At 74.0% G+C, this 21,501-nt stretch carries 16 protein-coding genes and 3 pseudogenes; 8 read left to right on the forward strand and 11 right to left on the reverse strand.

Annotation, left to right across the window (positions count from 1 at the left end; genetic code table 11):
* Nucleotides 1-2 precede the first annotated feature (2 nt).
* Nucleotides 3-665, reverse strand: a complete 663-nt coding sequence (locus F1C76_21185; GenBank protein ID QNG39454.1) for an HAD family phosphatase — start codon at nucleotides 663-665, stop codon at nucleotides 3-5.
* A 26-nt stretch (nucleotides 666-691) separates the two neighbouring features.
* The gene (metH, locus tag F1C76_21190; protein ID QNG38716.1) at nucleotides 692-4,501 is read right to left on the reverse strand and encodes a methionine synthase; all 3,810 of its coding nucleotides are present in this window, start codon (nucleotides 4,499-4,501) and stop codon (nucleotides 692-694) included.
* A gap of 195 nt (nucleotides 4,502-4,696) precedes the next feature.
* Here metH and F1C76_21195 point away from each other — a divergent pair.
* Nucleotides 4,697-5,564, forward strand: a pseudogene (locus F1C76_21195) (PAC2 family protein).
* 6 nt (nucleotides 5,565-5,570) lie between these two features.
* Here F1C76_21195 and F1C76_21200 read toward each other — a convergent pair.
* From F1C76_21200 to F1C76_21225, 6 genes and pseudogenes are all read right to left on the reverse strand, one after another.
* Nucleotides 5,571-6,596 (reverse strand): HD domain-containing protein, encoded by a 1,026-nt coding sequence (locus tag F1C76_21200; protein QNG38717.1) that lies wholly within the window; start codon nucleotides 6,594-6,596, stop codon nucleotides 5,571-5,573.
* A 7-nt stretch (nucleotides 6,597-6,603) separates the two neighbouring features.
* Nucleotides 6,604-7,852 (reverse strand): annotated as a pseudogene (locus F1C76_21205) (cysteine--1-D-myo-inosityl 2-amino-2-deoxy-alpha-D-glucopyranoside ligase).
* Nucleotides 7,853-7,896: 44 nt separating this feature from the next.
* Nucleotides 7,897-8,748, reverse strand: a complete 852-nt coding sequence (locus tag F1C76_21210; GenBank protein QNG39455.1) for an SCO1664 family protein — start codon at nucleotides 8,746-8,748, stop codon at nucleotides 7,897-7,899.
* Between the two features lie 38 nt (nucleotides 8,749-8,786).
* Nucleotides 8,787-9,339, reverse strand: a pseudogene (locus tag F1C76_21215) (DUF3090 family protein).
* Nucleotides 9,340-9,363: 24 nt separating this feature from the next.
* Nucleotides 9,364-10,065, reverse strand: a complete 702-nt coding sequence (locus tag F1C76_21220) for an MSMEG_4193 family putative phosphomutase (GenBank protein ID QNG38718.1) — start codon at nucleotides 10,063-10,065, stop codon at nucleotides 9,364-9,366.
* A 19-nt stretch (nucleotides 10,066-10,084) separates the two neighbouring features.
* Nucleotides 10,085-10,900, reverse strand: coding sequence for an undecaprenyl-diphosphate phosphatase (locus F1C76_21225; protein ID QNG38719.1), 816 nt, complete (start codon nucleotides 10,898-10,900; stop codon nucleotides 10,085-10,087).
* A gap of 161 nt (nucleotides 10,901-11,061) precedes the next feature.
* Between F1C76_21225 and F1C76_21230 the strand changes: the two genes are divergently transcribed.
* Genes F1C76_21230 through F1C76_21240 form a run of 3 tightly spaced genes read left to right on the forward strand, consistent with a single transcriptional unit; the run spans nucleotide 11,062 to nucleotide 15,600 of the window.
* On the forward strand, nucleotides 11,062-12,039 hold the full coding sequence (locus tag F1C76_21230) for an aldo/keto reductase (GenBank protein ID QNG38720.1): 978 nt from the start codon (nucleotides 11,062-11,064) through the stop codon (nucleotides 12,037-12,039).
* Nucleotides 12,036-13,991 carry an AAA family ATPase gene (locus F1C76_21235; protein ID QNG38721.1) on the forward strand — a complete coding sequence of 652 codons (1,956 nt, stop codon included), beginning with the start codon at nucleotides 12,036-12,038 and terminating at the stop codon, nucleotides 13,989-13,991. Before F1C76_21230 ends, F1C76_21235 begins: the two co-directional genes overlap by 4 nt.
* A 31-nt stretch (nucleotides 13,992-14,022) precedes the next feature.
* Complete coding sequence (locus F1C76_21240; GenBank protein QNG38722.1) at nucleotides 14,023-15,600, forward strand: ABC-F family ATP-binding cassette domain-containing protein; 1,578 nt, start codon at nucleotides 14,023-14,025, stop codon at nucleotides 15,598-15,600.
* Here the strand turns inward: F1C76_21240 and F1C76_21245 are convergent.
* Nucleotides 15,590-16,363, reverse strand: coding sequence for a DUF2470 domain-containing protein (locus F1C76_21245; protein ID QNG38723.1), 774 nt, complete (start codon nucleotides 16,361-16,363; stop codon nucleotides 15,590-15,592). The genes F1C76_21240 and F1C76_21245 overlap by 11 nt on opposite strands.
* A gap of 53 nt (nucleotides 16,364-16,416) precedes the next feature.
* On the opposite strand from F1C76_21245, the gene rpsD reads away from it, so the two are divergent.
* The 4 genes from rpsD (at nucleotide 16,417) to F1C76_21265 (ending at nucleotide 19,545) form a co-directional block, all read left to right on the forward strand.
* Entirely contained in the window at nucleotides 16,417-17,031 is a 615-nt protein-coding gene (rpsD, locus tag F1C76_21250) for a 30S ribosomal protein S4 (GenBank protein ID QNG38724.1), read from the forward strand.
* Between the two features lie 115 nt (nucleotides 17,032-17,146).
* Nucleotides 17,147-18,262: a glycosyltransferase family 1 protein gene (locus F1C76_21255; GenBank protein ID QNG38725.1), complete on the forward strand. Its 1,116-nt coding sequence runs from the start codon at nucleotides 17,147-17,149 to the stop codon at nucleotides 18,260-18,262.
* A gap of 37 nt (nucleotides 18,263-18,299) precedes the next feature.
* Entirely contained in the window at nucleotides 18,300-19,292 is a 993-nt protein-coding gene (locus tag F1C76_21260) for a YncE family protein (GenBank protein QNG38726.1), read from the forward strand.
* 49 nt (nucleotides 19,293-19,341) lie between these two features.
* Complete coding sequence (locus F1C76_21265; GenBank protein ID QNG38727.1) at nucleotides 19,342-19,545, forward strand: hypothetical protein; 204 nt, start codon at nucleotides 19,342-19,344, stop codon at nucleotides 19,543-19,545.
* 58 nt (nucleotides 19,546-19,603) lie between these two features.
* Here F1C76_21265 and F1C76_21270 read toward each other — a convergent pair whose 3' ends face one another.
* Together F1C76_21270 and F1C76_21275 are read right to left on the reverse strand one after the other, a co-directional pair.
* Complete coding sequence (locus F1C76_21270) at nucleotides 19,604-20,557, reverse strand: NADPH:quinone oxidoreductase family protein (protein QNG38728.1); 954 nt, start codon at nucleotides 20,555-20,557, stop codon at nucleotides 19,604-19,606.
* Nucleotides 20,558-20,603: 46 nt separating this feature from the next.
* A complete protein-coding gene (locus F1C76_21275) occupies nucleotides 20,604-21,413 on the reverse strand; it encodes an SDR family oxidoreductase (GenBank protein QNG38729.1) in 810 nt (269 codons plus the stop codon).
* Nucleotides 21,414-21,501 lie beyond the last annotated feature (88 nt).

Here is a 21,501-nt window from a genome sequence, read left to right on the forward strand (position 1 = left end):
GCTCAGCGGGCGACGGGCTCCCGGGCGCCCAGAAGGTCCTGCAGGTCGGCCACGCCCAGGCCGGCGAGGGTCGGGCGGACCGTGAGACCCGGCAGCACGGGCAGGTCCTGCAGCGCGGGCACGCCGAGCACGGCGCACCCCGCTGCGAGACCGGCGGTGACCCCGGCGAGGGAGTCCTCGACCACGACGCACCTGGTCGGGTCCACGTCGAGCGCGGCTGCGGCCTGCAGGTAGGGCGCCGGGTCGGGCTTGACCGCCGGGACCTCGTCGCCGAACACCTCGACGGCGAACGGCGCGGTGCCCAGGTCCGCGGCGAGGTGGCGCACCACGATGCTGGCCAGCGGCCGGTGCGTCGTGGTCACCAGGGCGGTCGGCACGCCGCCGGCCAGTGCCGCGGCCAGCAGGTCGCGGGCCCCGGGCCGCCAGCTGACGCCCGCGGTCAGCATCTCCACGACCCGCCCCTGCAACCACCGGTCATCGCCCTCGGCGTCCTGGGTCGCCGGGTCGAGGCCGAGGTCGGCGTAGAGCAGCTGCAGCGAGACCGGCACGGAGACCCCGGTCATCGCCGGCCGCACCTCCGCCGACAGCCGACCGCCCAGCCGCACCGCGAGCTCCTCGAGCCCGACGTCCCAGTAGTGCTCGGTCTCCACCAACGTGCCGTCCATGTCGAACAGCACCGCAGCGAGGTCCCTCACTCGTCCTCCGTCCGGTAGCCCAGGTTCGGGGACAGCCACTTCTCGGCCTCGGCGACGGTCCAGCCCTTGCGCTCGGCGTAGTCGGTGACCTGGTCGCGGGCGACGCGGCCCAGCACGAAGTACTGCGACTGCGGGTGGGAGAAGTAGAGCCCGCTCACCGCGGCCCCGGGCCACATGGCCATCGACTCGGTCAGCTCGATCCCGGTGGCCGCCTCGGCGTCCAGCAGGTCCCAGATCGCGAGCTTCTCGGTGTGCTCGGGGCAGGCCGGGTAGCCCGGGGCAGGGCGGATGCCGACGTACTTCTCGGCCAGCAGCGCGTCGGGGTCCAGCCGTTCGTCGGCGGAGTAGCCCCAGAACTCGGTTCGCACCCGCTCGTGCAGCCGTTCGGCGAAGGCCTCGGCCAGCCGGTCGGCCAGCGACTCCAGCAGGATCGCCGAGTAGTCGTCGAGGTCGGCCTTGAACTCGGCGACCTTCGCCGCCGAGCCCAGTCCGGCGGTGACGGCGAAGGCCCCGACGTGGTCGTGCAGCCCGCTGGACACCGGGGCGACGAAGTCGGCCAGGGACTTGCGGGCCGAGCCGTCGCGGCCCTCGGTCTGCTGGCGCAGGTGGTGCAGCGTCGTCCGGACCCGGGTGCGGGCCTCGTCGGCGTAGACGGTGAGGTCCTCCGTGCCGTCGACCCGGGCGGCCGGGAAGAGCCCGAACACCCCGGCTGCGCGGAGCCACTTCTCCTCGATCAGCCGGTCGAGCATGACCTGCGCGTCGTCGTAGAGCCGGCGCGCGGCCTCCCCGGTGGAGGGGTTGTTGAGGATGTCGGGGAACCGGCCGCGCATCTCCCACGCGTTGAAGAACGGCTGCCAGTCGATGTAGCGGCGCAGCTCCTCCAGCGGGTAGTCGGTGAACGTGCGGACGAACTGGGTGGCGTGCCCGCCCGGGTGGTCGCACACCGGGCCGCTGCACACGTCCCGGGCCTGCTGCAGGAGCATCCGCGGCCGCGGCGGCTGGTAGTCCGTCCAGTCGATCTCCGGGGCCCGCTCGCGGGCAGCGGCCAGCGGCAGCAGCGAGCGGGTGTCCTCCCGGGCGGCGTGCCGCTCGCGGAGGGCGTCGTAATCGGCGTCGGTGGCCGCCAGCAGACCGGGCCGCTGCTCGTCGGACAGCAGCGCGGCCACCACCGGCACCGACCGCGATGCGTCCTTCACCCAGATGACCGGGCCGTGGTACTTCTGGTCGACCTTCACCGCGGTGTGTGCCCGCGAGGTGGTCGCGCCGCCGATCATCAGCGGGATGTCCAGGCCCTGCCGCTCCATCTCGGCGGCGAAGTCCACCATCTGGTCCAGCGACGGGGTGATCAGCCCGGACAGCCCGATCACGTCGGCGCCGTGCTCCTTGGCGGCGTCCAGGATCTTCTGCGCCGGGACCATCACGCCCAGGTCGATGACCTCGTAGTTGTTGCACTGCAGGACGACGCCGACGATGTTCTTGCCGATGTCGTGCACGTCGCCCTTGACGGTGGCCATGACCACCCGGCCGTTGCTGCGCTCGGCGTCGCCGGGCTGCTTCTCGGCCTCGATGTGCGGGATGAGGTGGGCGACGGCCTTCTTCATCACCCGGGCGCTCTTCACCACCTGCGGCAGGAACATCTTGCCGGCGCCGAACAGGTCGCCGACGACGTTCATGCCGTCCATCAGCGGGCCCTCGATGACCTCGATCGGCCGGCCGCCGCGGGCGGAGATCTCCAGCCGCAGCTCCTCGGTGTCGCTCTCGGCGAACTCGTCGATGCCCTTGACCAGGGCGTGGGTGATCCGCTCCCCCACCGGCAGCGAGCGCCACTCCTCGGTGGCGACCTCCTTGACGGTCCCGTCGCCGGCGAAGTCCGCGGCGATCTCGAGCAGCCGTTCGGTGGAGTCCGGGCGCCGGTTGAGGACGACGTCCTCGATCCGCTCGCGGAGCAGCTCGGGCACCTCGTCGTAGACCTCCAGCGCCCCGGCGTTGACGATGCCCATCGTCATGCCGGCCCGGATGGCGTGGAACAGGAACACGGCGTGGATGGCCTCGCGCACCGGGTTGTTGCCGCGGAAGCTGAAGGAGACGTTGGAGACACCGCCCGAGACGTGCGCCCCGGGCAGGTTCTCGCTGATCCACCGGGTGGCCTCGATGAAGTCCACGCCGTAGTTCGCGTGCTCCTCGATGCCGGTGGCGACGGCGAAGACGTTCGGGTCGAAGATGACGTCCTCGGGCGGGAAGCCCACGCCGTCCACGAGCAGGTCGTAGGCCCGGCGGCAGATCTGCTTGCGCCGCTCGAGGGTGTCGGCCTGGCCGTCCTCGTCGAAGGCCATGACGACGACGGCGGCCCCGTGCTTGCGGCACAGCCGGGCCTCGCGGAGGAACTTCTCCTCGCCCTCCTTGAGGGAGATCGAGTTGACGATCGCCTTGCCCTGCACGCACTTGAGGCCGGCCTCGATGACCTCCCACTTGGAGGAGTCGACCATCATCGGCACCCGGCTGATGTCGGGCTCGGAGGCGATGAGCTTGACGAAGCGGTCCATCGCGGCGACGCCGTCGATCATCCCCTCGTCCATGTTCACGTCGATGACCTGCGCGCCGGCCTCGACCTGCTGGCGGGCCACGGCGAGGGCCGCGGGGTAGTCCCCGGCCTTGATCAGGTTACGGAAGCGGGCCGAGCCGGTGATGTTGGTCCGCTCGCCGACGTTGACGAACAGCGACTCCTCGGTGACGGTCAACGGCTCCAGGCCGCTGAGCCGCAGGGCCGGGGAGACCTCGGCCGGGGTCCGGGGTGCGCGACCCGCCACCACGCCGGCGATCGCGCCGATGTGGGCGGGGGTGGTGCCGCAGCAGCCGCCGACCAGGTTCACGAAGCCGGCGCCGGCGAACTCCTCGAGCACCGCGGCGGTCTCGGACGGGGACTCGTCGTACTCCCCGAACGCGTTGGGCAGCCCGGCGTTGGGGTAGCAGGAGACGAACGTGTCGGCGATCCGGGACAGCTCGGCGATGTAAGGCCGCATCTCGGCGGCGCCCAGCGCGCAGTTGAGCCCCACCAGCAGCGGCTTGACGTGCCGGATCGAGTGCCAGAACGCCTCGGTGACCTGCCCGGACAGCGTGCGGCCCGAGGCGTCGGTGATGGTGCCGGAGATCATCACCGGCCAGCGGCGGCCGCGCTCCTCGAACAGCGTCTCGACGGCGAAGATCGCCGCCTTCGCGTTCAGCGTGTCGAAGACCGTCTCGACCAGCAGCACGTCGGAGCCGCCGTCGACGAGGCCGTTGGCCTGTTCCAGGTAGGCCTCGACCAGCTCGTCGAAGGTGACGTTGCGGGCGCCGGGGTCGTTGACGTCGGGGCTGATGGACGCCGTCCGGCTGGTCGGACCGATCGCGCCGACCACGAAGCGCGGCTTGTCCGGGGTGGAAGCGGCGTCCGCGGCCTCCCGGGCCAGCGAGGCGCTGGCCACGTTCAGCTCGTAGGCCAGCTCGCTCATGCCGTAGTCCGACAGCGAGATCGAGGTGGCGTTGAAGGTGTTGGTCTCGAGCAGGTCGGCACCCGCGGCGAGGTACTCCTCGTGGATGCCGCGGATGACGTCGGGCGCGGTGATCGACAGCAGGTCGTTATTGCCCTGCACGTCGGAGGGCCAGTCGGCGAAGCGCTCGCCGCGGTAGCCGGCCTCGTCGGGCCGGTCGCGCTGGATCGCGGTGCCCATGGCGCCGTCCAGCACGAGGATCCGCTGCTGCAGGAGCGCGGTCAGCTCGGCGGTGGCGTCCGGACGGAGGTGCGCGCTGGGCGCGGTGGTGTCGGGCACGGGGGTCCTCGGAGGTCGGTGCAGCAGGTGTGTCGTACCGGGACCGGGGGGTCCGGGCACGACGTCCGGCGGGCTCGCCTTCGCCCCGGCGTCCACGCACGGGGAACCCCATGTTCCCACTCCCGTCCAGCACCCCGGTCCAGACGTGCCGGGAGCGACCCGGTCCCGCGCCCCGGGCGACGTAGGCTCGGAGGGGTGATCGACCCGACGTCCACCGCCGATGCCCTGCCCCAGCTCACCGACCCCGTCGTCGTCGTGGCCTTCGAGGGCTGGAACGACGCGGGGACGCCGCGACCGGCGCGCTGGAGCACCTGGAGCTCATCTGGGACGCCGAACCGCTGGCCGCGCTGGACCCCGAGGACTACTACGACTTCCAGGTCAACCGGCCCACCGTGTCCCTCGTCGACGGCGTCAGCCGCCGGATGGAGTGGCCCACCACCCGCATCTCGGTGGCCAAGCGACCGGCCGGCAGCGAGCGGGACGTGGTCCTGGTGCGCGGCATCGAGCCCAACATGCGCTGGCGGAGCTTCTGCGCCGAGCTGATCGAGATCCTCGTCGAGCTCGACGCCTCGACCGTGGTCTCCCTGGGCGCGCTGCTGGCCGACACCCCGCACACCCGTCCCACCCCGGTCACCGGCTCGGCCTACGACACCGAGTCCGCGCAGACCTGGGGCCTGGAGACCTCCCGCTACGAGGGGCCCACGGGCATCCTCGGGGTCTTCCAGGACGCCTGCGTACAGGCCGGGCTGCCCGCGGTGAGCTTCTGGGCCGCCGTCCCGCACTACGTCTCCCAGCCGCCGTCCCCCGGGCGACGATGGCGCTGCTGCAGCGGGTCGAGGAGGTCCTGGAGGTCACCGTGCCGATGGGCGCCCTGCCCCAGCAGGCTGAGGACTGGGTCAAGACCGTCGACGAGATGGCCCAGGAGGACGAGGAGGTCGTCGAGTACGTCCGCACCCTGGAGGAGCGGGCCACCGAGAGCGACCTGTCCGAGGCCAACGGCGACCAGATCGCCCGCGAGTTCGAGCGCTACCTCAAGCGCCGCGGCACCGCCGGCGGGAGCTGACGAGCCTCAGGGCAGGAGCGGGGTCATCAGGGACGTCGCGTTGCTGTCGAAGAGACGGTCGTGCATGGCGAGGGCGTAGCGGTCGGTCATGCCCGAGACGTGGTCGACGACCTGGGTGACCAGGTCGGCCTCGGTGTCCCGGTACGTGGCCGGGATGAGCTCGGGGTGGGCCAGGTGGTGGTCGACCAGCCGGCGGATGACGTCGATGGCCACGTGCTTCTGCCCGGCCGCGACGGGTGACTCGTAGACCCGCTCGAACATGAACGTGCGCAGCTCGTGCATGGCCTCGAGCGCGTCGGGCTCCATGACGACAGCCGAGCCACCGGCCAGACTGCCGGCGACCACGGCGTCGATCATCGCGCCGACCATCTCGCTGCCGGGCTCCCCGAACACCGCGCGGGCGCGGGCGGGCAGGTCGGCCGGGCGCAGCACCCCGGCGCGGACGGCGTCCAGCGCGTCGTGGGACAGGTAGCCGATCCGGTCGGCGTAGCGCACGCACTCGCCCTCGCGGGTGGTCGGCGGCGGGCTGATCTTCCAGCTGTGCGCCCGGACGCCGTCCCGGACCTCCCAGGTGAGGTTGAGGTCCTCGAGCACCTCGACGATGCGCACGCCCTGGGCGGCGTGGTGCCAGCCGCCGGGCACGTAGGGCTCCAGCGCGTCCTCACCGATGTGCCCGAACGGGGAGTGCCCCACGTCGTGGCCCAGCGCGATCGCCTCGGCGAGGGTCTCGTTGAGGCCCAGCGCGGCTGCGAGGGAGCGGGCCACCTGGGTGACCTGCAGCGTGTGGGTGAGCCGGGTGACGAAGTGGTCGCCGTCGGGGTGCAGGAAGACCTGGGTCTTGTGCTTGAGCCGGCGGAAGGCCTTGGCGTGCAGGATCCGGTCCCGGTCGCGCTCGTACGCCGTCCGCAGCGGGTCCTCGGACTCCGGACGGGCCCGCCCGCGGGTGGCCGTCGACCGGGCCGCCGCCGGCGCGAGCAGCTGCTCGGCCTGCTCGCGGGTGGCCCGGTCGGCCAACCGGAAGGGCGCGGTCACGCGGGGCTCAGAGGGCCACGCCGAGCAGCGCGTCGACGGCGTCGCGGACGACGTCGGTCGCGTGCTGGTCCAGCTCCTCGGGCTCGCCCCCGGCCAGCGTCGCCGCGGCCCAGGCGTCGACGGCGGCGATGGCACCGGGTGAGTCCAGGTCGTCGGCCAGCCGCTCGCGCAGGGCGGTCAGGGTCGGGGCGGCGGGGGCGCCGGACTCCCGGTCGACCGCGCGCCGCCAGGTGGCCAACCGCTCCTCGGCGTCGGTCAGCAGGTCGGCCGTCCACGCCCGGTCGGTGCGGTAGTGCCCGGAGAGCAGAGCGAGCCGGATCGCCATCGGGTCGACGCCGTCGCCGCGCAGCCGGGAGACGAACACCAGGTTGCCCCGGCTCTTGCTCATCTTCTCCCCGTCCAGGCCGATCATCGCCGCGTGCACGTAGGCCTGGGCGAAGGGCTTGGTGCCGGTGAGGGCCTCGGCGTGCACGGCGGAGAACTCGTGGTGCGGGAAGACCAGGTCGCTGCCGCCGGCCTGGACGTCGAAGCCCATGCCGATGGTGCCCAGCGCGATCGAGGCGCACTCGACGTGCCAGCCGGGCCGCCCGGCCACGCCCTGGGGGCCGGCCCATGAGGGCTCGCCCTCGCGGGCCCCGCGCCAGAGCAAGCGGGTCGAGCCGGTTGCGCTTGCCCGGGCGGTCGGGGTCTCCCCCGCGCTCGGCGGACAGCCGCAGCATGGTGGCCTCGTCGTAGCCGCTCTCGGTGCCGAAGCCCGGGGCCTGGGAGACGTCGTGGTAGACGTCGCCGGTGCCGTCCTCGAGGGTGTAGGCCAGACCGGCGGCCTGCAGCTCCTCGACGTGGGCGACGATCTGCGGGATGGCCTCGACGGCGCCGACGTAGTCCTCGGGCGGCAGCACCCGCAGCGCGGTCATGTCCTCGCGGAACAGCGCGGTCTCCCGCATGCCCAGGACGATCCAGTCCTCGCCGTCCCGGTCCGCGCGCTCGAACAGCGGGTCGTCGACGTCGGTGACGTTCTGCACGTAGTGCACGGCGTGCCCCAGGTCGCGCCACTGCCGGTTCACCAGGTCGAAGGCCAGGTAGGTCGCGGCGTGGCCGAGGTGGGTGGCGTCGTAGGGCGTGATGCCGCAGACGTACATCCGGGCGGTCTGCCCCGGGGTGGTCTGCACGACCTCGCCACGGGCGGTGTCGTGCAACCGCAGGGCGGGGCCGCGACCGGGCAGGGAGGGCAGGAGGGGGGCGGGCCAGCTGAGCACGCACCGAGCCTAGAGCCGACCCCCGACAGCGTCCGCGGGACGGGTCAGAAGGGCGGCCAGGGCAGCGCCGGCCAGTCCCCGCTGGGCTCGGGGTGGGTGCCCGAACGGAGCAGGTCGGCCACCCGCTGCTGGGTGCGGCGCACCTCCCGGCGGGTCAGGTGCTCGTGCAGCTGCTCGCCCAGGTCGCCCATGAGCTGGTGCCGCAGCTTCTCCAGCACCTCGACCGCCTCGTCGGTGAGCGGCTTGCCGGCCCAGCGCCACAGCAGGGTGCGCAGCTTGGGGTCGGGTGAGAAGCAGATGCCGTGGTCCACGCCGTACACGTGGCCGTCGGCCATCGGGATGATGTGCCCGCCCTTGCGGTCGGCGTTGTTGACCACCGCGTCGAAGACCGCCATCCGGCGGAGCTCGGGCACGTCCCGGCGGACGAACGTGGTCATCTCCACCGACGGGTCGGCGTTCTGCCACAGCTGGACCATGCCGCGGCCGAAGGGGCCCTCGCGCAGCACCGTGGGGGGCACCACGCGCCAGCCGGTGGCCTCGGAGACCAGGTAGGTGGCGATCTCCCGGCCGGCCAGCGTGCCGTCGGGGAAGTCCCACAGCGGGCGCTCGCCGGCGACCGGCTTGTAGACGCACTCCCCCGCCAGGGTGTCGGTGCGGATCGCCCCGATCAGGGTGACGTTGCTGGCGTCCAGCAGCCGGCCCTCGAGGTCGAGCTCACCGTCCAGCAGCAGGGTGCGGGCCTCGGCGTCGTCGGCGACCCGGCGGCGGTCCCCGTGGTCGAAGCCCAGGGTGTCCAGCTCGCGGGTGCCGTCGTCGACCTCGGGCTCGTCGTCGTCCTCGGGTTCGTCGTCCTCGACCAGGTCGTCGAGCTCCCCGTCGAGGAACGCGTCGACCAGCTCGTCGCCGGTCCGGTCGGGACCGGGCTCGGCCGTGCTCAGCGCCGGTACCCGTTCTGCCGCGGGCAGACGTGCCCGGCGGGGTCCAGCGGCATCGAGCACAGCGGGCAGGCCGGCCGCCCGGCCGAGACCACCCTGCGGGCGCGGGCTACGAAGGAGCGGGCCGCGGCCGGGGTGATGGTCACCCGGAGCGCGTCGGGGCCCTCGTCGGCGTCGGAGAGGATGGCGTCCTCGTCGATCGGCTCCTCACCGGCGGCCACGGCCTCGACCACGACGGCCTCGGCGTCGCCGTCCCAGGCCAGGCCCATGGCGGCGACCCGGAAACTCCTCGTCCACCGGGGCGGTGAGCGGGTCGAGGTCGTCGACGTCGGCGTCCGGCGGGACGACGGTGGTGGCCCGGGTGGCGATCTCGTCCAGCAGCTCGCTCATCCGCTCGGCGAGCACCTGCACCTGGGACTTCTCCAGGGCGACGCTCACCACCCGGCCGGCCTCGTCGGCGGCCTGCAGGTAGAAGGTCCGGTCACCCGGCTGACCCACCGTCCCCGCGACGAATCGGGAGGGACGGTCGAAGTGGAAGACCTGGCGTGGCACGTGGACGAGGTTACGCGCGCAGCGTCAGACCGTCGTCCCAGCGCCGCCGCCGACGACGGCGTCCGAGGAGGCCTTGCGACGTCGGCCCGGCTTCTTCTTCGGCGGGATCAGCGCGCTGACGTCGCCGCCGGTGTCGTTGACCCGCACCACGAACGGACGGGTCTCGGTGTAGTTCACGACCGAGATCGAGGCGGGGTCGGCCACGATGCGCTGGAACTGGTCCAGGTGCATGCCGTAGGCGTCGGCCAGGATCGCCTTGATCACGTCGCCGTGGCTGCAGGCCAGCCAGACGGCGTCCGGACCCAGCCGGGCGTTCCACTCCCGGACGGCGGCGACGGCGCGGGCCTGGGTCTGGGCGAGCCCCTCCCCCTCCGGGCCGGGGAACACCGCGGCCGAGGGGTGCTGCTGGACGACCTTCCACAGCGGTTCCTTGAGCAGGTCCTTGATCGGCTTGCCGGTCCAGTCGCCGTAGCGGCACTCACCGAGCCGGTCGTCGGTCTGCAGCTCCAGCTCGCGCCCGGCCAGCACCGCGCCCGCGGTCTGCTGGCAGCGCTCCAGCGGGCTGGCCACGACCGCGGCCAGCGGCACCGGGGCCAGCCGGGCCCCGACCGCGGCCACCTGCGCCTCACCGGTCTCGTCCAACCGCACCCCGGGGGTCCAGCCGGCCAGCACCCCGGAGGCGTTCGCCGTCGTCCGACCGTGCCTCAGGAGGATCAGCGTCGTCACGGCCGTGAGCCTAGGCGCGCTACGGCGACAGCACCCCGGCACCGACCAGGGCGAGGAGCACCAGGCCCAGCACGATCCGGTAGACGACGAACGGGGTGAAGGTGCCACGCTCCAGGTAGCGCAGCAGCCAGGCGATGACGGCCAGGCCGACGCCGAAGGCGATCACGGTGGCCAGCAGCGTCGGGCCCCAGTCGATGCCGCTGTCCAGGGACTCGTAGGCCTGGAAGAACCCCGAGCCGAGGACGGCGGGGATGGCCAGCAGGAACGAGTAGCGCGCCGCGGCCGCCCGGGAGTAGCCCAGGAAGAGGCCCATGGTGATGGTGCCGCCGGACCGGGAGACACCGGGGATCAGCGCCGCGGCCTGGGCCAGCCCGTAGAGGATCCCGTGCTTGACGGTGAGCTCGCTGACCTGGCGCTGCTTGCTGCCCACCCGGTCGGCCCAGAACAGGACCAGCGAGAACACGACGAGGGCGATCGCGACGATCCGCAGGTCGCGCAGGGTGGTCTCGATCTGGTCCTGGAAGAGCAGCCCGAGGACGACGATCGGGATCGACCCGATGATGATCAGCCAGCCCATCCGGGCGTCGGGCTCCGAGCGCAGCGACCGGTTGCCCAGCGAACGCACCCAGGTCGAGACGATCCGGATGATGTCGTGCCGGAAGTACAGCAGGACGGCGATCTCGGTGCCGATCTGGGTGATCGCGGTGAACGCGGCACCGGGGTCCTCCCAGCCGAAGGCCTCCCCCACCACGCGCAGGTGCGCACTGGAGGAGATCGGCAGGAACTCGGTGAGGCCCTGCACCAGGCCCAGGACGACGGCTTCGAACCAGCCCACGCCGCTCAGCCCCGACCGGTCGGGGCGGCGGCGGAACGGGTCACACGGGGAGCGGGCACGGCAGGCACCCTAGGGCGCGGGCCTGTGCCGGGCCGGGGTCGACACGGGTGTCGCCGGTCGCTGACGAGCGCCCGCAGCACACGCCGGTAGGTTGACCCGTCGTGGAACAGCGGGCGTTGGGGCGCAGCGGCCTGGTGGTCTCCCGGCTGGCGCTGGGCACGATGACCTGGGGCCGGGACACCGACGAGGACGAGGCTGCGATGCAGCTCACGGCCTTCGTCGACGCGGGCGGGACGCTGGTGGACACCGCCGACGTCTACGTCGACGGCGAGTCCGAGCGGACCCTGGGTCGGCTGTTGTCCGACGTCGTCCCCCGGGAGGACGTGCTGGTCGCGACCAAGGCCGTCGGCCGCACCCGGCCCGGCTCGATGGGCCGGGGCAGCTCCCGCGGGCACCTGCTGGCCGCCCTGGACGCCTCCCTCGAGCGGCTCGGCCTGGACCACGTCGACCTGTGGCAGCTGCACTCCTGGGACGACGCCACCCCGCTGGAGGAGACCCTCGCCGCGGTCGACACCGCGGTGTCCTCCGGGCGCACCCGGTACGTCGGGGTGAGCAACTTCACCGGCTGGCAGACCGCGCAGGCCGCCACCTGGCAGCGCGCGTGGCCCGGCCGCACCCCGCTGGTCAGCACGCAGGTGGAGTACTCGCTGCTGCAGCGCGGCGTGGAGCGCGAGGTCGTGCCGGCCGCCGAGGCGCTCGGCCTGGGCCTGCTCCCCTGGTCCCCGCTGGGCCGTGGGCTGCTCACCGGCAAGTACCGGCACGCGACCCCGAGCGACTCCCGGGGCGCCTCGCCGCAGTGGTCGGGCTTCATCGACGGGCTGCGCTCCAAGAACGCCGAGCGCGTGGTGGAGGCGGTGATCACCGCCGCGCAGGGCCTGAACACGGTGCCGCTGGCCGTGGCGCTGGCCTGGCTGCGCGACCGTCCCGGCGTCGTGGCCCCCGTCGTCGGCGCCCGCACCGCTGCCCAGCTGCAGGTCAGCCTGGACGCCGAGGACGTCACCCTGCCCGCAGCGATCCGCCGGGCGCTGGACGACGTCTCGGCCCCGCACACCTCCTACCCCGACCGCCGGCCCGGATGACCTCGTCCACGGCCGGCCCGGCCCCCGACGTCGTCTTCGCCGCCTTCACCACCGCGGGGCTCTGGCCCGGGCTGGGCAAGCGGGCGGCCGCCGAGCTCCCCGAGGCCGGCATCCGGACGCCGGACGACGTCACCGCCGACAAGCTGGTCGGACTGCCCCGGGTCGGCCGGCAGCGCGCCGAGCGGCTGTTCTCCTCCTTCCTGGCCGCAGCCCCCACCTACGACGTCGTCGAGCTGCTGGTCACCGCCGGGGTCTCGGCCCGGCTGGCCGCCAACGCCGCCGAGGCCCTGGGCCCCGACGCCGCCCGCCGGCTGCGGGACGACCCGTGGATGCTGCTGTCGCTGTCCCAGGTGACCCTCGCGGACGCCGACCGGCTGGCCGTGGCGGTGCTGCCCGGGGTGGACAAGCAGGACGCCCGGCGCGGCCGCGCGCTGGTCTCGCTGACCCTGCGCACGGCCACCCGGGACGGGCACACCGTGCTGCCGGTCGACCTGGTCGTCGCCGCGCTGCGCGCCGAGGGCGTCGAGGACCCGGCCGCTGCGGTGCTGGCCGCGGTCGACGGCGGCGAGGTGCTCGACCACGAGCCCCCGGAACCCGAGTTCGACCCGGAGTCCGACGAGGAACCGGCCGAGCCGGACCCGGCGCTGCGGATGCTGTCGCTGTCCCGGTACGGGATGGCCGAGGAGGCAGTGGCGGAGAACGTCGTCCGGCTGGCCGCCACGGCCGAGCGGATCGCCGACCCGGCGTCGGTGCGGTCGGTGGCCAAGGGGCTGGACCCCGCGCAGCTCGAGGCCGTGGCGCAGGTGCTGGGCGCCGGCGTCAGCCTGCTCACCGGCGGGCCGGGCACCGGCAAGAGCCGCACCGTAGCCTCGGTGGTGAAGCTGCTGGAGTCCAAGGGCACCGAGGTCGCGCTGGCCGCCCCCACCGGGCGGGCGGCCAAGCGGCTGGAGGAGCTCACCGACCACCCGGCGGTCACCGTGCACCGGCTGCTGGGCGCGCAGGGCACCACCGGCGGGTTCGCCCGCAACGAGGAGTGGCCGCTGGACGCCGACGTGGTCGTCGTCGACGAGGCCTCGATGCTCGACGTCGAGCTCACCGCGGCGCTGCTGGAGGCCTGCGCCGACGGCACCCACCTGCTGCTGGTCGGCGACCCCGCTCAGCTGCCCTCGATCGGCCCCGGCCACGTGCTCGGCGACATGATCGACTCCGGTGCGGTGCCGGTCACCGAGCTCACCACGCTGCACCGGCAGGCCGCCGGTGGCGCCATCGCGCGGCTCGCCACCGGCGTGCGCGGCGGGGAGCTCGTGCAGGTGGAGTCCCCCGACCGCGAGGTCGTCATCGTGCCGGCCACCGGCAGTGCCGAGGCAGCCCGCCGGGTGGTCCAGCTGGTCACCGACTCGATCCCCCGCGCGCTGTCGCTGGACCCGGCGACCGTGCAGGTGGTCACCCCGGTGCACCGCGGCCCGGCCGGCACCATCGAGCTGAACAAGGCGCTGAAGGCCCAGCTCAACCCCGGCGACGGCACCGTCTACGGCTTCGACGTCGGCGACCGGGTGGTGGCCACCGCCAACCACCTCGACCTCGAACCCGTCGGGTTCGCCAACGGCGAGGTCGGCGTGGTCACCGGTGCCCGCGACGGGTCGTTGTCCATCGACTTCAGCTCTGGGCCCTGCAACGTCACCGGGACGGCGCTCAGCGACCTCAAGCACGGCTGGGCGATCACCGTGCACCGCGCCCAGGGCTCGGAGTGGCCCGGGGTCGTCGTCGTCCTGCCACCCGAGGCCGGCGGCATGCTGTCCCGGCCGCTGGTCTACACCGCGCTGACCCGTGCGCAGAAGCACCTGTCGATCGTGCACGCCTCGGGTGCCGCGCTGGCCCGGGCGGTGCGGGAGGTCGACGTCCGGCCCCGCCGCACCCGGCTCGCCCAGCTGCTGCGGGATCAAACCGACTGACAGACCCGCGGGCGTCGGGCAGGGTCGGGGCGTGGTGATCGAGCTCCGGGACGTCTCCTACGCGTGGCCGGACGGCACGCCGGTGCTCGACGGGCTCACCGCCTCGATCGGCCCGGGCCGGACCGGGCTGGTGGCGCCCAACGGCGCCGGCAAGACCACCCTGCTGCGGCTGCTCACCGGTGAGCTGACGCCGACCCGCGGCTCGGTGGTCGTCGACGGCGTGCTCGGGCACCTGCCGCAGGACCTCACCGCCGACGCCGCCCGCACCGTCGCCGACGTCCTCGGGGTCGCCCCGGTGCTCGCTGCGATCGCCGCCGTCGAGGGCGGGGACACCGACCCCGCGCACCTGGACACCATCGGCACCGACTGGGACGTCGAGGAACGGGCGCGCGCCCAGCTCGACCGGCTCGGGCTCGGTGACGTCGCCCTGGACCGCAGGCTGGACACCCTCAGCGGCGGTCAGGTCGTGACCATCGGGCTGGCCGGCCAGCTGCTCCGCCGCCCCGACGTGCTGCTGCTCGACGAACCCACGAACAACCTGGACGGCGACGCCCGCGCGCGGCTGTACGCGGTGGTGGAGGGCTGGTCGGGCACCCTGCTGGTGGTCAGCCACGACCGGGAGCTGCTGGAGCGGGTCGACCGCATCGCCGAGCTGGACCACGGTGCGCTGAGGGTGCTCACCGGCCCGTTCTCTGCGTACGAGGCGGTCGTCGCGGCCGAGCAAGAGGCCGCCGAACGCGACGTCCGCGGCGCCGAGCAGGCGCTGAAGCGGGAGAAGCGGGACCGGCAGGAGGCCCGCGAGCGCGCCGAACGGCGGGCCGGGAGCGCGGCCCGCAAGGCCCCCGACGCCGGCATCCCGAAGATCCTGGCCGGCGCACGCCAGCGCCGGGCGCAGGAGTCCGCCGGGCGCGCCGACGGGACGCACGCCGGCCGGGTGGACGACGCCCGGGCCCGCCTGGACCGGGCCGAGGCCGGGCTGCGCGAGGACCAGGTGGTCACCGTCGACCTGCCCGAGACCCGGGTGCCGGCCGGGCGCACCGTCGTCGCGGCGGTGGGCGTGCGGGTGCGGGACCTCTTCGGCGCCGGGCTGGACCTCGAGCTGCGCGGCCCCGAGCGACTGGCGCTCACCGGCCCGAACGGCAGCGGCAAGACCACCCTGCTGCGGGTGCTCGCCGGGCTCCAGCAACCCGACGCCGGCACCGTGCGGCGGGCCGAGGGCGGGGTGGCCCACCTGTCGCAGCGGCTGGACACCCTGGACCCGGCCCGGTCGGTGGCCGACTGCCTCGCCGACGCCGCGCCCGACCGCCCCGAGGCCGAGCGGCGCACGGTGCTGGCCAGGTTCCTGTTCCGGGGCGAGCGGGCCGACCTGCCGGTGGGCGCTCTCTCCGGCGGCGAGCGGCTGCGGGCCACCCTCGCCGTCGTCCTCGCCGCGCGGCCGGCCCCGCAGCTGCTGCTCCTGGACGAGCCGACGAACAACCTGGACCTGGGCAGCGTGGCCCAGCTGGAGTCGGCGCTGGCCGGCTACCAGGGGGCGCTCGTGGTGGTCAGCCACGACCCCCGGTTCCTCGCCGCCCTCGCGCCGGACCGGTGGCTCGAGCTCAGTCGGTAGCGCGGCAGCAGCGCCGGGCGGCGCACATCATCCGGTGCACGGCCGGGCCGAGCTGGTCCTCGCTGTCGACGGGGACGTCGAAGGGCACCCGCACGTCGCGGTGCCCCCGGCCGGACTCGATCCGCAGCCGGAAGCCGGCCCGGTCCAGGCCCAGCGGCCGGACGACGTCGCCGTCCGCGACCCACGCGGCCGGGATGCGCGAGCGCAGCAGGGCGAGCTCCTCGGGGTGGTCGGCGTCCAGGTGCTGCAGGGCCGAGCTCTCCACGGCCACCAGCGGGTCGGGGTCGGCTGCGGTGTAGTCCTCGGGCTCGATCTCGGTGGTGCCGCCGTTCTCCCCGAGCACCACCTCGGCCAGGTCCAGCCGCAGCAGCGTCGCGCTGACCCCCACGTCGAGCAGGGCGCCGGCGGGGAGCACCTCGGCGAACTCCAGGGCGGCCTCCCGGGACTCGTCGTCCGGCACCGGGGCGAGCCAGCCCGAGAGCCAGAGCTGGGCCCGGACCGGGTCACGCAGGCTGACCGGGGCGTGGTCGGTGACCATGACCAGGGCGGCCAGGTCGCCGTCCTCGGCGGTGCGGACGGCGACGGCCAGCTCCCCCGCGGCCGGCACGACCAGCAGCACGGACCCCGCCTTCGTGGTGGCGTGGGCGAGCACCCGGGAGCCGGAGACGCCGGCCGCGCAGACGGCAGCGGACGGGCGACAGGCCACGGTGCGGGCGCGCTCGGCGGCGGTGGGCCGGACGACGGGCGGGGTGGTCGAGGTCATCGGTGGTCCTTCGCTCGGGATGTAAGGTGAGCCTAACCGAACAAGGAGGCCTCGTGAACACCCCTCGACCGAAGGTGCGCCTGTCCCGCGCCCTGGGCATGCCGCTCACCCCCAAGTGCGTGAAGTACTTCGAGCGGCGGCCCTACCCGCCCGGCGAGCACGGCCGCAAGCGCAAGAACACCAGCGACTACAAGACGCGGTTGATGGAGAAGCAGCGGCTGCGTGCCCAGTACGACGTCAGCGAGACCCAGCTGCGTCTGGCCTTCGACCGGGCCAAGAAGACCAGTCGCAACACCGGCGCCAAGACCGGTGAGGCGCTGCTGCTCGACCTCGAGGCCCGTCTGGACGCCACCGTGCTGCGCGCCGGCTTCGCCCGGACGATCTACCAGGCCCGGCAGACCGTGACCCACCACCACGTGACGGTCAACGGCAGGCGCGTCGACCGGCCCAGCTACCGGGTCGAGCCCGGCGACGTGGTCGCGATCGCCGAGCGCAGCAAGCCCAAGCAGCCCTTCCAGGTCGCAGCCTCCGGTGCCCACGCCGAGGCCCCGAAGTACCTGGACGTCCGGCTGACCGAGCTCACCTGCTTCGTCGTCCGCCGACCCCAGCGCACCGAGATCCCGGTGCAGTGCGAGGAGCAGCTGGTCGTGGAGCACTACTCCCGCTGAACGTGGCGTGATCTGAACGCATTCGCGCCCAGGAATGCGAACAGGTCACGCCCAGATGCTCGGGCGTTCACGTCCCGACCCCCCAGACGACGCTCCGACCGGTCACCGTGGGCGGATGCGCATCGTGCTGGTCGCAAACCTGCACCACCCCACGTCCGGCGGGCTGCGGACGGCGGTCGACCGGCTGGCGGCGGGCTACGCGGCCCGGGGGCACGCGGTGGCCGTCGTCGTCCCAGGCCCGCGGACGGCCGGTGACCCCGCCGAGGTGCGACCCGGTGGGGTCAGCGTGCTGACACTGGCCGCACCGCGGGTGCCCGGCGCCGGCGGCTACCGCCTGATGGACCCCTGGCGGGTGCGCCGCCTGCTGGACCAGCTCGACCCCGACCGGCTCGAGGTGTCCGACCGGACGACGCTGCGCGGGCTGGGCCGGTGGGCCGCCGCCCGGGGCGTGCCCACGCTGGTGGTCGCGCACGAACGGCTGGACCGCGTGCTGACCCAGTTCCTGCTGCCCGCCGGGGCGGCCCGCTGGGTCGCCGACGCAGCGAACCGGCGCACCGCCGCCGGGCACGACCTGGTGGTCTGCAGCACCGAGTTCGCCGCCGAGGAGTTCACCCGGCTGGGGACGACGGTGGCCCGGGTGCCCCTGGGGGTCGACCTGCGCACCTTCGCCCCCGACCGCTGGGACTCCCGGCTGCGCGCCGAGCTGCTGGACCGCTCCGACGTGCTGCTGGTGCACGCCGGGCGGTTGTCGGCCGAGAAGCACCCCGACCGGTCCGTGGAGACCCTGGCCGAGCTCCGCCGCCGCGGGGTGCGGGCGACGCTCGTCGTCGCGGGGGACGGGCCGTTGCGCGGCAGGCTGGAGCGGCAGGCACGCGGCCTGCCGGTCCGCTTCCTCGGCCACGTCACCGACCGGGACGCCGTCGCCACCCTGCTGGCCAGCGCCGACGTCGCGCTGGCCCCGGGCCCGCACGAGACCTTCGGACTGGCCGCGCTGGAGGCGCTCGCGTCGGGCACCCCGGTGGTCGGCTCGGCCGGGTCGGCGCTGCGCGAGCTGCTCGGGGACGGCCCGCACGGCGTCGCGGTCGCCGACGGACCGGACGCGTTCGCCGACGGCGTCGCCCGGTTGCTGGCCGTGGACCCCGCCACCCGCCGAGCCGCCGCCCGGGCCCGGGCCGCGGACTTCCCGTGGTCGACCTCGGTGGACCAGATGCTCGGACTGCTCGCGGCCTGAGCTGCGTCGACCTCCGGGAACCCGCAGGGTGGAGGCCATGCGTCGCGCCGCCCTGCTCCTGCCCCTGGCCCTCGTCCTCACCGCCTGCTCCGGCAGCGACGGCGGTGGCGAGCCCACCGAGAGCGCCCGCGCCGCCGAACCGGCTGACTCCCCCGAGCTGACGACCGACCCCGAGGGCACCGTCGTCGACCTGGACCCCGATGCCGAGGGCATGGTCTTCGACCCGGTGACCGGGCTGCTGGCCGTCGCCGTCCGCGACCCCAACCGGCTCGTCCTCACCGACGCCGACGGCGTCACCCAGGCCGAGATCGAGCTGCCCGGGCACGCCCGGCACCTGCAGCTCGCCGCCCCCGGCGGACCGGTGCTGGTGCCCGCCGAGGACTCGAACACCCTCGTCCAGGTCGCGCTGCCCGGCGGCGAGGTCACCGAGACGATGGTCGGGGACAACCCGCACGACGCCGCCCAGGTCGCCAGCGGCCAGATCCTGGTCGGCGACGAGATGGGCGGCACCCTCTCGGTCGTCACCGACGGCGAGGTCACCCAGACCTTCGACAGCCAGACCCAGCCCGGCGGGGTGGCCACGGTCGGTGACGTCGCCGGCGTGGTCGACGTGGGCGCCTTCAGCATCACCACCTACGACGTCGCGGCCGGTGAGCTGCAGACCGTGCTGGACGCCGGCGACGGCCCGACCCACCTGGTCGCCGACTCCCAGGGCCGGTTCCTGGTCGCCGACACCCGCGGCGACGCGATGCTGGTCTACGGCTCCGACCCGCTGGAGCTGGAGTCCACCTACGAGCTGTTCGGCAACCCCTACGGACTGGCCTACGACAGCACCGACCAGGTCGTGTGGGTGACCCTGACCGCGACCAACGAGGTCGTCGGGCTGTCCACCGCCGGTGACGAGCTCACCGAGGTGGCCCGGTTCCCGACCGTCCGCCAGCCCAACACCGTCGCCGTCGACCCCACCACCGGGCGGGTGTTCGTGGGCAGCCGGGAGACCGGGCAGCTGCAGCTGATCGACCCGCGCTGAGGATGTCCCGCAGGTGACCGGCCGGCCGACGGCTGGCACCATCGGGCGGGTGTCGATCCACGGAGACTGGGAGTACGCCCCGCTGCGCATCCCCAACGGCACGTCCCGCTCGGCGGCCGCGCAGATGATGAGCCTGCAGTCCGACGTCGGCGGCTGGGAGCTGGCCCGCCTCGAGCTGTACGCCGACGGCACGCGCCGCGTCGTCATGCGCCGCCGCGCCCGCCTGAGCTACCTGCCCCTCCCCGCCGTCTGAGGCCCCCTCCCGAGGCTCGTCCCGAGCGTGCGAGGGATGAGGAGGAGGGGGTCCTTCGTCAGGGGACGAGGACGACCTTGCCGACGGTGCCGCGGTCGCCGAGGGCGGCCAGGGCGGTCTGGGCCTGCTCCAGCGGCAGGGTCTGGCCGACCAGCGGGTCGATCAGGCCGTCGGCGAAGAGCCGGGTGAGGTCCTCGTGCACCATCCCGATCCGGCCCGGGTCCTTGCTCCGGTACAGCCCCCAGTGCAGGCCGAGCACCGAGTAGTTCTTCACCAGCAGGTGGTTGGCCCGGGCCGCGGGGATCCGCCCGGAGGTGAAGCCGACGACGACGATGCGGCCCTCGAAGGCGATGCACTTGGTCGAACCGTCGAACACGTCACCACCGACCGGGTCGTAGACCACGTCCGCGCCGTGTCCACCGGTGATCTCCTTGACCCGGGCCACGAAGTCCTCGGCCGCGTAGTCGATGACGTGGTCGGCGCCCATGTCGGTGCACACCTGCGTCTTGCGCGGGCCACCCGCGGTCGCGATGACCTTCGCACCGGCGGCCTTGCCGAGCTGGATCGCTGCCGTCCCGACGCCCCCGGCGCCGGCGTGCACCAGCAGCCACTCCCCCGCCTGCAGGCCGGCACGACGGTGCAGCCCGACGTGGCCGGTCTGGTAGGTGATGTAGAGCGCGGCGGCCTGCTCGTCGGTCATGCCCTCGGGCACCGGCCAGGTCGCGTCGGCGTCCATCAGGGCGTACTCGGCGAACGCGCCGGGCCCACCGGACGGCGAACCGAGCACCCGCTGCCCGTTCTCCAGCTGCCCGCACAGCTCCAGGCCCGGTGTGAACGGCAGCGGCGGCTTCTCCTGGTAGGTGCCCTGCGCCATGAGGATGTCGGGGAAGTTCAGCGCCGCCGCGAGCACTCTGACCTTCACCTGACCGTCCCCGGGCACGGGCTCCGGGACGTCGTCCAGGGTCATCACGTCAGCCGGGTCTCCGAGCGAGTGGACTCGCCATGCGCGCATGGCCGCGACAGTGCCAGACCGCCCGGTGACCGGCGTCACGAGGGTGTCAGAGCGGCCCGAGCAGCTGACCGGGGATGCGGGCGGACTCCCCCGCGGCGTTCTTGGCCGCCGGCACGCCCTTGAACCGGTACGGCAGCGCACCGACGCCGGGCTGGACGACGTAGGCCGCACCGGGCTCGGCCGAGGTCCACGCGGCGGCCATCGCGGCGGCCACCTCGTCGGCGCTGAGCACCGGGAAGTCGGCGGACTCGAAGTGCTCGCGCCACGGGTCGATGATCGCGGTGTCGGCGAACCCGGGGCAGATGGCCGAGATGGTGATGCCCTCGCGGTGCAACGCGGTGGCGATCGAGCGGACGAACGCCACCGCACCGCCCTTGGCGATCGAGTAGGCCTGGTCGGTGGGCATCGGGGAGAGCCCGGCCAGGGACGCGGTGACGACGACGGAGCCCCCACCTGCGCGCCGCAGCGCCGGCCGCGCGGCGTCGGTGCCGTAGACGACACCGTGCAGGTCGACCGCGATCACCCGCAGGTACTCCTCGACGTCGAGGGCGTCGGTGTCCCCCGAGCCCGCGATGCCGGCGTTGAGGAACGCGGCGTCCAGCCGGCCGTGCTCGGCCTCGACGTCGGCCACCACCTGCTGGTTGGCGGCGTGGTCGGTGACGTCCAGGACGGCGAATCCCACGCCCAGGTCGGCGGCCACCGAGCGGTTGCGGTCGCTGTCCAGGTCGGCGAGGACCACCCGCACGTCGGCGTCCCGCAGGCGGGTGGCCAGGGCGCGGCCGAAACCGCCGGTGCCCCCGGTGATCAGCGCGACGGAACCGGCGGGCGGGGTGGGCGACGGGGTGGGCGAGGTCATGCGGGGCATCGAAACACGTCGGTGACCCGCGCCACCCGGAGGGGTGATCGGTGGACACCCGGCTCCAGTCCCACCCCCGGGGGCCCGA

Source organism: Geodermatophilaceae bacterium NBWT11 (genome assembly GCA_014218215.1).
In the GTDB taxonomy this organism is placed as follows: Bacteria; Actinomycetota; Actinomycetes; order Mycobacteriales; family Geodermatophilaceae; genus Klenkia.